Origin of the sequence: Nocardioides sp. 503, from assembly GCF_004522095.1 — a bacterium.
Lineage (GTDB): Bacteria > Actinomycetota > Actinomycetes > Propionibacteriales > Nocardioidaceae > Nocardioides.
The window spans coordinates 117416-131140 of the sequence record NZ_SPUI01000007.1 but is presented as its reverse complement, the minus strand read 5'-3'; the positions used below and the strand labels follow the sequence as shown (position 1 = coordinate 131140).

General features: G+C 74.0%; 14 protein-coding genes. 7 read left to right on the top strand and 7 right to left on the bottom strand.

The genetic code is table 11. The annotated features are described in order from the left end of the window. The first annotated feature begins 117 nt into the window (after positions 1-117). The 6 genes from E4622_RS19130 (at position 118) to E4622_RS19105 (ending at position 6537) form a co-directional block, all read left to right on the top strand. On the top strand, positions 118-1281 hold the full coding sequence (locus E4622_RS19130) for a sensor histidine kinase (protein WP_134741049.1): 1164 nt from the start codon (positions 118-120) through the stop codon (positions 1279-1281). Beyond that, the gene (locus tag E4622_RS19125; protein ID WP_134741048.1) at positions 1278-1970 is read left to right on the top strand and encodes a response regulator transcription factor; all 693 of its coding nucleotides are present in this window, start codon (positions 1278-1280) and stop codon (positions 1968-1970) included. The genes E4622_RS19130 and E4622_RS19125 overlap by 4 nt, the downstream gene beginning before the upstream one ends. An 89-nt stretch (positions 1971-2059) precedes the next feature. Beyond that, positions 2060-2815: an ABC transporter ATP-binding protein gene (locus tag E4622_RS19120; protein WP_134741047.1), complete on the top strand. Its 756-nt coding sequence runs from the start codon at positions 2060-2062 to the stop codon at positions 2813-2815. Positions 2816-2820: 5 nt separating this feature from the next. Then, positions 2821-5211, top strand: coding sequence for an ABC transporter permease (locus E4622_RS19115; protein ID WP_209021963.1), 2391 nt, complete (start codon positions 2821-2823; stop codon positions 5209-5211). 76 nt (positions 5212-5287) lie between these two features. Then, on the top strand, positions 5288-5878 hold the full coding sequence (locus E4622_RS19110; RefSeq protein ID WP_134741045.1) for a hypothetical protein: 591 nt from the start codon (positions 5288-5290) through the stop codon (positions 5876-5878). A gap of 53 nt (positions 5879-5931) precedes the next feature. Then, entirely contained in the window at positions 5932-6537 is a 606-nt protein-coding gene (locus tag E4622_RS19105; RefSeq protein ID WP_134741044.1) for an SGNH/GDSL hydrolase family protein, read from the top strand. Positions 6538-6548: 11 nt separating this feature from the next. Here the strand turns inward: E4622_RS19105 and E4622_RS19100 are convergent, their stop codons facing one another. Both E4622_RS19100 and E4622_RS19095 read right to left on the bottom strand, forming a co-directional pair. Then, on the bottom strand, positions 6549-6938 hold the full coding sequence (locus E4622_RS19100; RefSeq protein WP_209021962.1) for a hypothetical protein: 390 nt from the start codon (positions 6936-6938) through the stop codon (positions 6549-6551). A gap of 1 nt (position 6939) precedes the next feature. Beyond that, complete coding sequence (locus E4622_RS19095) at positions 6940-7617, bottom strand: VOC family protein (RefSeq protein ID WP_134741043.1); 678 nt, start codon at positions 7615-7617, stop codon at positions 6940-6942. Between E4622_RS19095 and E4622_RS19090 the strand changes: the two genes are divergently transcribed. Then, complete coding sequence (locus E4622_RS19090) at positions 7616-7795, top strand: hypothetical protein (RefSeq protein ID WP_134741042.1); 180 nt, start codon at positions 7616-7618, stop codon at positions 7793-7795. The genes E4622_RS19095 and E4622_RS19090 overlap by 2 nt on opposite strands. A gap of 2 nt (positions 7796-7797) precedes the next feature. Here E4622_RS19090 and E4622_RS19085 read toward each other — a convergent pair whose 3' ends face one another. The 5 genes from E4622_RS19085 to E4622_RS19065 are packed head-to-tail and all read right to left on the bottom strand — an operon-like array spanning position 7798 to position 13725. After that, complete coding sequence (locus E4622_RS19085; RefSeq protein ID WP_134741041.1) at positions 7798-9000, bottom strand: MFS transporter; 1203 nt, start codon at positions 8998-9000, stop codon at positions 7798-7800. After that, positions 8997-10568: a bifunctional 3-(3-hydroxy-phenyl)propionate/3-hydroxycinnamic acid hydroxylase gene (locus E4622_RS19080; RefSeq protein ID WP_134741040.1), complete on the bottom strand. Its 1572-nt coding sequence runs from the start codon at positions 10566-10568 to the stop codon at positions 8997-8999. Before E4622_RS19080 ends, E4622_RS19085 begins: the two co-directional genes overlap by 4 nt. Before the next feature lie 43 nt (positions 10569-10611). Continuing rightward, positions 10612-11616 carry a branched-chain amino acid ABC transporter permease gene (locus E4622_RS19075; RefSeq protein ID WP_134741039.1) on the bottom strand — a complete coding sequence of 335 codons (1005 nt, stop codon included), beginning with the start codon at positions 11614-11616 and terminating at the stop codon, positions 10612-10614. Next, entirely contained in the window at positions 11613-12470 is an 858-nt protein-coding gene (locus E4622_RS19070) for a branched-chain amino acid ABC transporter permease (RefSeq protein WP_167736104.1), read from the bottom strand. Before E4622_RS19070 ends, E4622_RS19075 begins: the two co-directional genes overlap by 4 nt. 13 nt (positions 12471-12483) lie before the next feature. Further along, positions 12484-13725 carry an ABC transporter substrate-binding protein gene (locus E4622_RS19065; RefSeq protein WP_134741037.1) on the bottom strand — a complete coding sequence of 414 codons (1242 nt, stop codon included), beginning with the start codon at positions 13723-13725 and terminating at the stop codon, positions 12484-12486.

The window sequence follows — 13725 nt, the reverse complement described above, 5'->3', positions numbered from 1 at the left end:
GGCCCGGCGGCGGTCGGTACCAACGGAATCGCGGAATCGCGCCTCCTCCCCTGGGACTGCTCGCCCTCATCCCAGGGACTGACGCGGGCGACCGGCGCCGACGTCTACCGTGGCGGCGTGGACGCCCCGCAGCCGCACCCGTGGCGCCTCGACGCGCGCGGGCAGCGCCTCTTCGACGTGCTGCTGGCGACCGCACTGCTGCTGCCAGTCGCGGCCTTCCCCTTCGTCGACGACGACGGCGTGACCTGGACCGTGCTCAGCCTCGCCCAGCTGGTCCCGCTCTACTGGCGCCGCGACCACCCCACGACCGTGTTCGCGGTGGTCGCCCTCGCCAGCGCCGCGCAGGCGCTGGTCCTCGACCTCCCGCTGTGGGGCCAGGTGGCGTTCCCGGTGGCGACCTACTCGGTGGCGCGCTTCGCCTCAGCGGTGCCGGCGGCGGTCGCGCTCGGGGTCGGCGTCTGCGGTGCGTTCGTGGCGACCTTCGACTGGCTGGGCGGCATGGACGCGCCGCTGAGCACCGCCAGCGTCGGGACCTACACGGTGTTCCTGACCGCGATCGTGGCCACCGCGTGGGCGCTGGGCACGCTGGGTCGGGTCCGGCGGGCGTACGTCGACGGGCTGGTCGAGCGCGGGGAGCGCATCGCCCGTGAGGCCGACCAGCGCGCGGAGCTCGCGGCCTCGGCCGAGCGGGCGCGGATCGCCCGCGAGATGCACGACGTGGTCGCCCACGGGCTCTCGGTGATCGTGGTGCAGGCCGACGGCGCCCGCTACGCCGCGGCGGCCGACCCGGAGGTCGCGACCGCGACGCTGGAGACGATCGCGGCCACCGGGCGTGAGTCGCTCACCGAGATGCGGCGGCTGCTCGGGCTGCTCCGCGCCGGCGAGGAGACCGGCTGGCGACCCCAGCCCGGGCTCGCGGACCTGCCGGCCCTGGTCGACGGCGCCCGCGCCGGCGGCGCCGAGGTGGACGCGGTGCTCCCCGAGGAGACGGCGTCGGTCCCCGACGGCGTGGCCCTGACGGCCTACCGCGTGGTGCAGGAGTCGCTCAGCAACGTCCGCAAGCACGCAGGGCCCTCGCCGCACGTGCGGCTGAGCGTGACCACGGGTGCCGAGCTGGTCGTCGAGGTCGAGGACGACGGCCGCGGCGCCGCGACCGCCGACGACCGCCAGGGCAACGGACTGGTCGGGATGCGCGAGCGCGTCACCGTGCACGGTGGCCGGTTCGAGGCGGGACCCCGCCCCGGCGGCGGGTTCCGGGTCGCTGCGAGGCTGCCGCTGTGACCGACTCCCCCGCCCGGCCGATCCGGGTGTTCCTCGTCGACGACCAGCAGATGGTCCGGGCCGGCTTCCGGATGCTCGTGGACAGCCAGCCCGACCTCCAGGTCGTCGGCGAGGCCGGCGACGGCGGCGAGGCCGTCGAGCGGCTCGCCGTCACCGCCGCCGACGTCGTCCTGATGGACGTGCGGATGCCGCGCATGGACGGCGTCGAGGCCACCCGCCGCATCGCCGCCGGCCCGGACGCACCGCGGGTGATCGTGCTGACGACGTTCGACCTCGACGAGTACGCCTTCGCCGCGATCCGAGCCGGCGCCTCGGCCTTCCTCCTCAAGGACGCCGCGCCGCCGGACCTGCTGAGCGCCATCCGCTCGGTGCACGCGGGCGACGCGGTGGTCGCGCCCAGCACGACCCGCCGGCTGCTCGAGCACTTCGCGGGCACCCTGCCCGAGCCTGGAGGACCCGCCCCGGATGAGGTGGCGCCGTCGCTGGCGAGCCTCACCGACCGCGAGCGCGAGGTGCTGGTGCTGGTCGGGCGCGGCCTGTCCAACACCGAGATCGCCGAGGAGCTGGTGGTGGCCGAGGCCACCGTCAAGACGCACATGAGCAGGCTGCTCGCCAAGACCGGTCGGCGCGACCGCGTGCAGCTCGTCGTGCTGGCCTACGACGCCCGCCTGGTCATCCCCGGGTCGTAGGCCGCGCCGCGGCGTACCCCCGTCGGGGGACGCCGGGTCCATCCCGGCGAGGGACGACCGGCGGCGCCGCTGCGCGAAGACTCGGAGGCATGAACCCCACCTCCACCGCCCTGGCCGCCAGCGCCCGCGGCCTCACCCGCACCTACGGCCGCGGCGACGCCCAGGTCCATGCCCTGCGCGGCGTCGACCTGGACCTTCCCAGCGGCCGCTTCACCGCCATCATGGGCCCGTCCGGCTCCGGCAAGTCCACCCTCATGCACTGCCTGGCCGGCCTCGACGTCCCCACGTCCGGCACGGTCACCGTCGCCGGCACCTCGCTGGAGTCGCTCGACGACACCGCGCTCACGGTCTTCCGACGCGAGCACCTCGGCTTCGTGTTCCAGTCCTTCAACCTGCTCCCGATGCTCACCGCCGGGCAGAACGTCCTGCTCCCCCTCGAGCTCTCCGGACGGCGCGTCGACGCCGACCTGCGCGCCCGCTACGACCTCCTGGCCGCGACGCTCGGGATCACCGACCGTCTGCACCACCGGCCCGACGCCCTGTCCGGAGGCCAGCAGCAGCGGGTCGCGATCGCCCGCGCGCTGGTGACCCAGCCCGACCTGGTGTTCGCCGACGAGCCCACCGGCAACCTCGACAGCGAGTCGTCGGCCGAGGTCCTCGGCTTCCTGCGCCGCTCCGTGCGCGAGCTCGGCCAGACCGTCGTGATGGTGACCCACGAGCTCGACGCGGCGGCGTACGCCGACGACGTGGTGGTCATCGCGGACGGGGAGATCCGCGCGCACCTCGTCGACCCCACGCCGGACCAGCTCGTGTCCGTGCTGCGACCCGGCGTGGCCCTGCGATGAGGACCGTGCTCCTCGCGTCACTGCGCACGCACACCCGGCGCTACGTCGCCGCGGCGCTCGCCGTCGTCATCGGCGTCGCGTTCATCGTCGTCACGAACGCCCTCGCCTCGGCCACCCGCAACGGGCTGGTCTCCGGGATCGAGCTGCCCTACGAGGGCGCCGACACGGTCGTCTCCGACGTCAGCGGCGAGGAGGCGGCGACCCTCCTCGCCGACGCGAGGACCTCCGGCGACAAGGCCGCCGTGCTCGGCTGGGCGATCCTGCCCGTCTCCGAGGGCAGCCGGCTCGTCGACGGCCAGGTCGACGTCGGCGCCGTCGCCGACGACCCGTCCCTGCGCTGGCAGGAGGTCCGGGAGGGCCGCCTGCCCGACGGCCCCGGCGAGGCCGTGGCCGACGCCAACGCCGCCAAGTCCGAGGACGTGGCGGTCGGCGACCGGCTCCGCGTCGGGTCGGGCGCGCTCGCCGAGGACGTCACCGTCGTCGGGCTGGTCGACAGCCCTTCGGCCAGCGTCCGCGCGTCGCTCTACCTCTCGTGGTCCGACCTGGAGCCGTGGGCCTCGAGCCTCTACGTCGACAGCGTCGCCTACGACGGCACGCCCGACGTGAGCGCGATGACCGGCGTGAAGGTGCAGCCGCGCGACGAGTTCGTCGACGACCGCTCCACCGAGCTGAGCCAGGGCGTCAACGTGCTCGCCTACGTGCTGCTGATATTCGCGGCCGTCGCGCTCTTCGTGTCGGTGCTCGTCATCGCCAACACGTTCTCGATCCTCTTCGCCCAGCGCAGCAGGGACTTCGCGCTGCTGAGGTGTGTCGGCGCCACCCGCCGCCAGGTGCTGCGGTCGGTGCGGGTCGAGGCGCTGCTGCTGGGTCTCGCGTCCTCGGCGCTAGGTCTCCTCGCCGGGTTCGCGGCCGGCCACGGACTCGTCGCGCTCGCGCGTGCTCTGGCCCCGCGGGCCGCGCTGGGCGACGTCACGCTCTCGTGGCGGTGGCTGGTCGGCGCGTTCGTGATGGGGCTCGTCGTCACCCTGGTGGCCTCGTGGCTGCCGACCCGCCGGGTGGTGTCGGTCAGCCCGCTGGCCGCCCTGCGTCCCGACCAGTCCGTCGACGTCGGCTCCGCGGCGGGCCGGCTGCGCCTCGCGCTCGGCGCCGTGCTGCTCCTCGGCGGCGTCGCCGCGATGGCGCTCGCCGTCTCCGGCTCCGTGGTCGCCCTCATGCTCGCCGGCGGCGCGGCCACGTTCACCGGCGTGCTGCTGCTGGGTCCGGTGCTGGTCCCCGCGCTGATCCGCCTCGCCGGCCGTCCCGCCGGGCGGCTGCTCGGCTCCGCCGGACGGCTCGCCACCGGCAACGCCGTACGCAACCCGCGCCGCACGGCGGCGACGACCGCGTCGCTGCTCATCGGCGTCACGCTCACGACCGCCGTCCTCACCGGCCTGGCCAGCTCGCGCAGCGCCGTCGACGACGACATGGCGACGCAGCACCCCCTGGACGTCACCCTCACGGCCGTGAAGGGCGGCCTGCCCGCCTCGCTCCTGGGGGACGTGCGCGGGACCGACGGCGTGGCGCGGGCCGTGGCCGTCGAGGGCGTCACCGCGACACTCGGTCGCGGGGTCGGCGAGCTGACCGTCCTCGCCACCCCCGACGGCGCGGCCTCGGTCTCCCACGACGACGACGCCGTGGACCCCGGACCGGGCGAGATCCTGCTGCCCTACGACGTGGCGCCGGACCGGCCGCGCGTGGACGTCACGGTGGGTGGGAGGTCACGGACCCTCCGGGTGATCACCGGCGAGGGCTGGGGCGGTGCCGGGGTCGTGGCTCCGGCCACCCTCGCCGCCCTGGCGAGCACCACCGAGACCCGCGCGGTGTGGGTGCGCGCCGACGACGGCGCCGACGCGGAGGACCTGACCGGCGACCTCACCGCGCTCGCCACCCCGCTCGAGGCCGAGGTGGGCAGCGGCCTGGAGCAGCGCGCCTACGTCGACCTGCAGCTCGACATCCTCACCGGTGCCGTCGTGGCGCTGCTCGGGGTCGCGGTGCTCATCGCGCTGATCGGCATCGGCAACACGCTGGGGCTCTCGGTCCTCGAGCGCGGCCGGGAGAACGCGCTGCTGCGCGCGCTCGGTCTCACCCGCCGCCAGCTGCGGCGGATGCTCGCGGCCGAGGCGGTGCTGCTCTCGGTGGTGGCCACCGTCCTGGGCACGACGATCGGGGTGGTCTTCGCCTGGGTCGCCGTCGAGACCATGGTCCGGCCCACGATCGACACGGCGCCGTTCGTCCTGCCCTGGGGGCAGCTCGCGATCGTGGTGCTGGTCGCCGGCGCGGCCGGCCTGCTGGCCTGCCTGCTCCCTGCCCGCCGCGCCTCCCGGGTGGCACCGGCGGCGGGGCTCAGCATGGACTGAGGTCGGGGCTCTCTGGGGGTTTCCTCGGGGACCAGCCCCGATGCGCGTACGCCGCGAGCGCCCCTAGCGTCGACCCATGGCACACACCCGGACCACCAGCCCCGAGACAGCCACCGGGCGAGCTCTGGCGGCGCAGCCGACCGAGACTCGGCTGCGCCGTTGGCCGTCCGTGGCGATCGCGTGGTCCGTCGGCCTGTTCTGCCTCGTCGTCACCGGCGCCTGGGTGCTCGACCACCTGGTGCGCGGCGCCCCGGTGGACGAGACCGGGTGGATCGTGGCCGGAGCCACCGTGCTCCGGGTCCTGACCATCCTCGTCGCGCTCGCGGCGGTGCAGCGGTGGGGACGTCGGATCCCTGCCCGCCTGCTGTCGATGGCCCTGTGGGGCTGCGCCGCCGCGCAGCTGGTCTACCCGGCAGCGGAGGCGGTCGTGAAGTCCGCCGTGCTGACCGGTCTCCTCGACGCGCCAGACCGCGGGCTGGGCAACATGAGCGCCGTGGGCTGGTTCAACTTCGCGGCGGTCTGGCTCATCTTCGGCATCCCGGGCCTGCTGTTCGCGCTGGCCGCGCGCGACCACGACCGCCGTCGCCGGGTGTCGTGGGTCTGGCCGGCCGCAGGTCTCGCCGGAGGAGTCGTGGCACTCTTCGCCATCGGCGCCCTCATCTCCTGACCGTGCCCGCGGCACGGCCTCGACCGTCACCAGGCGTCTGGTCTCCTGGTGGCATGAGCATCAAGCTGGCCGTCCTCGGGGACTCGATCGCGTGGGGGCAGGGCGCCGCCCGCGAGCGGGACCGGCTCGGACCGCGCCTCGTCGAGGGCCTGACGACGCACGGGTACGACGTCACCTCGCGCGTCTTCGCGGTCCCCGGCGCGCGCAGCTCCGGCCTGGCTGCCCAGGTGGCCTCCTGCCTGCCCTGGGGTCCGGACCTGGCGGTCGTGGTGATCGGGGCCAACGACCTGACCCACCTGGAGCCGCTCGACGGGGCGGTCGAGGCGCTCGCGCAGGCCGTGCGGCGGCTGCGCGCGGCGGGTGCCGAGGTCGTCGTGGCGCCGGCCCCGGACCTCAGCGCCGTACCCCACGTGCCGGCGTTCCTGCGCGACGCCGTGCGCGCCGCCGGCGAGGAGCTCCGGACCCGCCAGGCGAGCGCCGTACGACGTGAGCAGGGTCGGGTCGCCGACGAGGACCAGCGGGCGTCGCGGGCCTTCGCCGTCGACCGCACGCTCTTCTCCGCCGACCGCTTCCACCCGTCGAGCGCGGGCTACGCGGTCATCGCCGACTCGCTGCTGCCGACCGTGCTCGTCGCGGCCCGGGCGCGAGAGGCCGCCTGAGACGGGTCTTCTCAGCGCGCGTCGCGCGCGGCGACGGCGGCGTCCCAGCTGCCGTTGGCCCTGGCGACCTCGACGGCCGCCCAGCCCGCGGCGTGCATCCGGCCCTCCGCGTCGAGCCGCTCGACCCGCTCGACGTTGCTCACCGACCAGTTGCTGCGGGCCCGGCGCGGGGTCATCCGGATGAACGTCCCACCCTCCTCGCGGCGCCGTGCCTGGCCGTCGATCCAACCGAAGCAGAGCGCCTCCTCGACCGCCTGCGCGTAGGTCAGGGCGGTCACGGTGTCGCCCTTCTTGTCCAGGACCAGCCAGACCCCCGGGGCGTCCCCGTGGTGCGACTCCAGCCACGCCCGCCAGGCACCGGCGTCGGGGACCAGGAGCTCCTCCACCTCGGGCGCGGCCACGTCAGTCCTCCGTGAACGCGACGAACTCGTTGCCCTCGGGGTCGGCGAGGATCGTCCAGGAGATGTCGTCGTCGGGCTCGCGCAGGACCGTGGCGCCGGCCCCCACCAGGAGGCCGACGTCGGTCGTGTCGAGGTCCCAGTGGATGCGGTTCTTGACCGTCTTCGGCTCCGGCACGGCCGCGAAGACCAGGCTCGCGAACGGCGCCGCGGGCACCGGCACGCTCACCCAGCCCTCGTCCGCGTCCACCTGCGGCGTGGAGCCGAGCACGTCGGCCCACCAGGTGGCGATGCGCTCGGGCTCGACGCTGTCCACGTCGACCTCGTAGAGACGCTCGGCCGGCACCGGCTCACGCTCGAAGACGCACAGCTCCCCGCCCTCGGGGTCGGCCAGCACCTTCCAGGCGAACGTCTCCAGGTCCCGCGGCGTCGCGCCGAGCGCCAGCACGTCGTCGACGCCGCCGGCGTGCACGTCGAGGTGGACACGCTGCTTGACCGTCACGGGCTGCGGCACCTGGTTGACCCAGACCGTGTGCCGGTCGGTGGGGCCGGACAGACGCACCGGGCTTGTGTCGTCGTCGCGCTCGTGGCGCTCGCGGCCGAGCACGCCGGCCCAGAAGTGGCTCATCCGTGCTGCGTCGACGGCGTCGATGCACAGCGCCTGGTACGTCGCGAGGCTCATGAGGCACTCCTACCAGAACGGCAGGTTCTCCTCCAGCACGTTCGCAGCTCGTCGGCGCCGCGCGCCACACTGTCCCTGGCTCCGGGTCGGCCCCCAGGTGCTGGGCCCCGAGGCCGAGCTCCGAGTCTGGGTCGAGCGCGGCGTCGCCGCCGCGCGGGTCCAGCCGCCGAAGGGCTGAGGTCAGGCAGGCAGCCGCCACGCGGGCACGATCATCGCCCACATCACCAGCGAGAGGACCAGGATCCCCGCCAGGAACGAGCCGGTGAGCGAGACCATCGCGCCGATGACCGCCGGCCCGGCGAAGCCGCCCATCTCCCCGACGGTGAAGTAGAGGCCGGCGGCGGCGCCCATGTGTCCCGCACCGACCTCGCGCAGGTCCATGAGCGCGTTCATCATCGTCGGCATCAGGGCGGCCGCGCAGAAGCCCTCCGCCGCGACGGCGACGAGGAGCAGCGGTCCGGTCGCCCACGCCGCGACGAGCATGGCCGCCCCGACGACCGCGAGCAGGCACACGACGGTCGACCGGCGGTCGCGCCGGGAGCCGAACCTGACGATCAGGATGCTCCCGAACAGCCCGCAGAGGGCGGGGACGGCCGCGACGAGGCCCGCGGTGGTGGCCGACATGCCCTTGCTGCCCATCATCTCCGGGAGCCACGACCGGTAGCCGTGGCTGGCCAGGAACCCCGAGAACCCCACGACCACGATCAGCCACACCGCGGGGATCCGCACGACGTGGCGCAGGCCGCCCAGGACGGCAGTCGGCGGCTCGGCCCCGGTGCGGTCGCTGGCCTTGGAGAGGACCAGCCACACCAGCGCGATCACCACCACCACCGCGGCGTAGATCCGGAGCGTGACGCGCCAGTCCCCCACCAGCACCACGACCAGGCTGGTGCCGGCCAACGCGACCAGGTGGCCCATCTGGGCCCCCGTGACGTAGATGCCCGCGGCCAGAGGGCGGTGTCGCCCGGCGAACCACTCGGAGACGACCTTGGGCAGGCCCACCGACATGACAGGCCCGCCGAGGCCCAGCAGCGCGACCGAGAGGAACAGAGTGAGGAAGCCGTCGGCGTAGCTGCGGCACAGCTGGGAGGCGGCGACGAGCAGCGTGCCGACGAAGAGCACCGGCTTGGGCTGGACGCGGTCGACCAGCATCCCGACCGGGATGGCCGCCACCAGGTAGACCAGCTGCCAGCCGCCCAGGACCACCCCGATCGCGGCGTACGAGAGGCCCAGGTCCTCGCGGACCCTGCCGACGATCGGGAACAGGGAGGCGACGGTGAAGGTGAAGGAGAAGTAGAGCAGCCACGCCAGCGCGAGCATGCCCCAGTCGTGCCGGTCCTCGTCGGCGCGGGACGGGCTCGGCCCGCCGAGCGTGGAGGTCACACGAGCTGGCCCTCCACGAGCACCTGCGCGGTGAGCCGCTCGACGAGTGTGCCCATCTCCTCGCTCGACGCCGCGGCGCCGTAGAGGTAGAAGTCCGGGCGCACCAGCAGCGCCGTGACCCCGTGCAGACCGAAGTACGCCGCCGGCGACTCGTCCGTGGACCGCACCGCGACCGTCGGGCCGGCCGGCGCCTCGGCGGCGTCGATGACGACGCAGGTCACCCCGAGCGCGTCCAGGTGGGCCTGCTGCGCCGGGTCCAGTCCGAGCCTCGGGTCGGTGCGGTGGCCGACCAGGGTCAGCCCGCTCCCGACGAGGTCGTCGAACCGGCCGCGAGCGCCGTCGCGCTCAACGGTGAACTGGGGCGTGAGCGTGCCGCGCAGCGCCTCCGGGGTGAGCTCGTCGTCCCAGCAGCCGGGGCCGAGGCGCTCGGGGGGCAACGGCGGCATGACGACAGCCGGGTCGGCCCCGCCGGCCACCATCCGCTCGTCGCGCTCGCGGGCCTCCTCGGGGTCAAGGACGCAGATGATCCGGCCCAGCGCGACCGAGATCGAGATGGCGTGCTGGAGGTGCTCCTTGCGCTCGGGGGCGTAGGTGTCGAGGAGCTCGTCGGAGGTGGTGCCCGACAGCACCCGGCTGAGCTTCCAGGTGAGGTTGGCGGCGTCGCGCAGCCCCGAGCACATGCCCTGACCGGCGAACGGCGGCATCAGGTGCGCGGCGTCCCCGGCGAGCAGCAGCCGGCCCTCGCGCCACTCGTCGGCCCACCGCGCCTGGAAGGTGTAGACGGCGTGCCGCTCGAGGATCGTGTTGTCGGGGGTGCGGCCCCACGGGCCGAGCAGGCTCCAGGCCGTCTCGGCGCTGTTCATCGCCTGCGGGTCCTCGTGCGGCAGCCGCATGAACTCCCAGCGCCGGCGGCCCGGGCCACCCGACACGATCGTCGTCGGCCGGGCGGGGTCGCAGAGCTGCCAGTTCATGGGCGACCACTCGCGGTCGTCGGTGGGGATCGTGTCGACGATCAGCCAGTCGAAGTAGAAGCCGAGGTCGGTCGTGCCCGTGCTCATGTGCTCGCGGACGAACGAGTTGGCGCCGTCGCACCCGACGACGTAGCGCGCGCGGACCGGCGCTCCGTCGGCGACGCTGACCTCGACGTGGTCGTCGTGCTCGGCGATGCCGACGACCTCGGCGCCGCGTCGCAGCTCGACGGTCGGCTGGCCGGCGACGGCCTCGGCCAGCACGCGCTCCAGCTCGGGCTGGGTGAAGAAGTTGGCGATGGGCCAGCCGCTCGGCCCGTTCATGGACCAGTCGATCTTCACCAGCGGCCGGCCGTCGGCGGCGCGCCACTCGTACAGGTCGCGGACCGGCTCCACGGTGGCCGCCACCTCCTCGGCCACGCCGGCGTCCTGGAGGAGGCGGCCGATCTCGTGGTCGAAGTGCACGGCCCGGGGCCGCGGGTAGGCGACCGGCCACCGCTCGAGCACGACCACGTCGTGGCCGGCGCGCCCGAGCAGCTGCGCCGTCATGAGGCCGACGGGCCCGGCGCCGACGACGACGACATCGTGGATGGTGCTCATGGGATCCTCCTGGTGGGGGGCGCGGCGGCGCACGGTACGGCGGTCACGAGACGCGTTCGCGTCGCGGCTCGACGGGCACGGGCTCGACCTCCGCCGGTGGCGGCGGCGGGGGCGGCCGACGGACGAGCCGGACCACCCCGTCACGGACGGTAGGCCAGATGCCGCGGGGCACGAAGCGGATCACCAGGATCAGCAGCAGGCCTTCGAGGACCAGGCCGAGGACCGGGTTCTCGCCGAGCTGACGGGTGAGCCCGAGGTGGATGATGACCGCGCCGAGCGCCGGGCCGACCAGCGTGCCCGCGCCGCCCACCACCGTCATCAGGATCGCGTCGATCGTCCAGGTCAGCCCGAGCGTGCCGATCGGCTCGACGTGGACCTGCTGCAGCGCGACCACCGAGCCGGCGGCCCCGGTCAGCGCCGAGCTGACCACCAGTGCGAGCAGGCGCAGCCGCCACACGTTGACGCCGAGAGTGACCGCGGCGTCAGGGTCCTGGCCGACGGCCGACATCCGCAGGCCCACCGACGAGCTCATGAACCACAGGGTCGCCAGCGAGCACGCGAGCACGACGAGGACCGCGAGCCGGAAGAGAGTGACGTTGTCGGGGATGACCTCGAGCGGGACGTTCAGCCCGGACGACCCGCCGACCGACGAGGCGTTGACCGCCCACGCCTGCACGGCCAGCGCGGCCGCGAGGGTGCCGATCGTGAGGTAGTCACCGCGCAGCCGCAGCAGGGCCGGCGAGAGGCACACGGCGAGCACCGCGGACGCCACGGCGCCGCACAGCACGGCCGTCAGCGGGCCGCTGCCGAGGTGGATCATGACCAGCGTCGCGGCGTACGCGCCGGTGCCGACGAAGGCGCTCACGCCCAGCGAGAACTGGCGGGAGAAGCCGGCGAGCAGGTTCCACGCCTGCGCGACCGCGATGAGCACGAGCAGCGTGGTGCCGACGTCCAGCGTGTAGCGCGCCAGGTTGGTAGCGCCGGCCGCCAGCGCGCCGAGCACCACGACCAGGACGAGCGCGGCCACCATCCCGCGGCGCGCGCTCATGCCGCCACCGCCCTGCGGGACAGGCCCTGCGGGCGCAGCGCGAGGACGAGCAGGAACGCGGCGTAGATGATGAAGTCGCGGTAGCCACCGCCGAAGAGCTGGGTGCTGACCGTCTGCACGACACCGATCGCCATGGCCGCGACGAAGGTGCCCGAGACGCTCCCGATGCCTCCGAGGACCACCACGGCGAAGCCGAAGACCAGGTAGGAGGGACCGCTGACGGGGGTGAAGCTGGCGACCAGGCCCACCATCACCCCGCCGACGGCGGCCAGGCCGGTGGCTGCCCCGAACACCACCGCCTGCAGCCGGCGCACGTCGATCCCGACGGCGCCCGCGACGACCGGGTCCTTCCCGGAGGCCCGCACCATGGCTCCCCAGCGCGTGCGCTCGAGCGCCCACCACACGGCGGCGGTGACCGCCGCCGCGACGGCGAGCACCACGACGTAGGCGGCCTGGACCCGCACCCCCAGGAGGGTGAGGCCCGCGTCCGAGTAGGACGCCGGGAGCGACCGCGGGTCGTAGCCGTAGCTCTGCGCGAAGACCGCCTGGAGCAGCAGCGAGATCCCGAACGTCGCCACGAGCAGCTGGTCCGGCCCGAACTCGCCGACCCGCGCCAGCAGGAAGCGGTGCAGCGCCCACCCGCCGACGGCGCCCCCGAGGGCGACGACGGGCAGGGTCAGCAGAGGGTCCAGCCCGGTGACGTCGCACACCACGAAGGACAGGTAGGAGCCGAGCAGCACCATCTCGCCGTGGGCGAGGTTGACCATGCGGAGCACGCCGAACACGAGCGTCAGCCCGAGCCCGGTGACGGCGTACAGCCCACCGATGAGGAGGCCTTGGACGAGTGCGCTCACGGGATCCATGCGATCACCGCAGCCCGGCGGCCGGCGCCGACACGGGGGTGTCGCTCGCCGGGAAGACCTGCGCGGCGTCGCCGTCGGCCCACTGCAGCACGAGGTAGTCGGTGGCGACGGTGTGGTCGTCCCCGAAGGCCACCTGGCCGATGGGGGTCTCGATGTCGATGGCCTCGATGGCGTCGTTGATGGCGTCGGACGAGGCGTCCTCGGCCTCGCCGATCGCCTGGAGCAGCACGTAGGCGGCCGAGAGCGACGCGACGGCGATGCCGCGGTCCGGCAGCGTCGGCATGCTGGCACCGAAGGCCTTCTCGATCTCGTCGGTCATGACGCCCCCCTCCGACGGGGCCCAGAAGCCCTCGGTCAGGGTGCCCTCGGCGGTGTCGCCCAGGGCCTCCCACCAGGTGCCGGCGGTCGCGGCCTTGGCCGAGAACGCCGCGACGGGCTCGAGCTGCAGCGCCTTCATCTGCTTCCACAGGGCGATGCCGTCGGGCGGGATCATCTGGGAGACGACGAGCTGGGCGCCCTTGTCCTTGGCGTCCTCGATGAAGCTGGAGAAGTCCGTGGTGCCGACCGAGAAGGTGTAGTCCCCGACGACGTCGTAGCCGGCCGCCTCGGCAGCCTTCTGGTAGAGCTTGCGCTCGATCACGCCGTCGGGCTCGGTGTCGGTGAAGAGCGCGACCTTCTTGTTGCTCTCGATCTCGTCGAAGGCCCCGTAGACCGTGGCGGCCTGGTCCTCCTCACTGAAGAACATGTCCCAGCTGTACTTCACGCCGGTCTCCGAGAACGACGTGAACGCACCCGTCGGGTTGCAGGTGGTGATCATCGGGACCTTCTGCGCCTCGGCCACCTGCACCACGGGGATCGTGATCGGCGGCGTGCAGGGGCCGAGCAGGGCGGTCACCTCGTCCTTCAGCACCAGCTCGCGGGCCTGCTGCCCGGCCAGGTTGGGGTCGCTCTGGTTGTCCTTGACGACCAGCTCGACCTCGCGCTTGGTGCCGTCGACGTCGACCCCGCCGGCGTCGTTGAGGGTCTGGACCGCGAGGTCGTAGCCGGCCTTCTGCAGCTGGCCGATGCCACCGAAGGCGCCGGTCATGGACAGCGAGGTGCCGATGACGATCGGCCCGTCGCTGTCGGCGGCCGAGCCCGCGGGGTCCCCACAGGAGGCCAGCGTCATCGCGGCTCCCAGCGTGAGGGCCACCAGGGAGGCCTGTCGGGTGGTGCGTCGGGTGGTCCGTGAGGTGGTTCCGCGCAT

What these genes read in the sequence shown, in the direction of transcription:
- E4622_RS19105 (WP_134741044.1), top strand. Translation starts at nt 5,932, where the DNA reads ATGAGCATCAAGCTGGCCGTCCTCGGGGACTCGATCGCGTGGGGGCAG.
- E4622_RS19110 (WP_134741045.1), top strand. Translation starts at nt 5,288, where the DNA reads ATGGCACACACCCGGACCACCAGCCCCGAGACAGCCACCGGGCGAGCT.
- E4622_RS19080 (WP_134741040.1), bottom strand. Translation starts at nt 10,568, where the DNA reads ATGAGCACCATCCACGATGTCGTCGTCGTCGGCGCCGGGCCCGTCGGC.
- E4622_RS19065 (WP_134741037.1), bottom strand. Translation starts at nt 13,725, where the DNA reads ATGCGCGGAACCACCTCACGGACCACCCGACGCACCACCCGACAGGCC.
- E4622_RS19120 (WP_134741047.1), top strand. Translation starts at nt 2,060, where the DNA reads ATGAACCCCACCTCCACCGCCCTGGCCGCCAGCGCCCGCGGCCTCACC.
- E4622_RS19090 (WP_134741042.1), top strand. Translation starts at nt 7,616, where the DNA reads ATGAGGCACTCCTACCAGAACGGCAGGTTCTCCTCCAGCACGTTCGCA.
- E4622_RS19095 (WP_134741043.1), bottom strand. Translation starts at nt 7,617, where the DNA reads ATGAGCCTCGCGACGTACCAGGCGCTGTGCATCGACGCCGTCGACGCA.
- E4622_RS19075 (WP_134741039.1), bottom strand. Translation starts at nt 11,616, where the DNA reads ATGAGCGCGCGCCGCGGGATGGTGGCCGCGCTCGTCCTGGTCGTGGTG.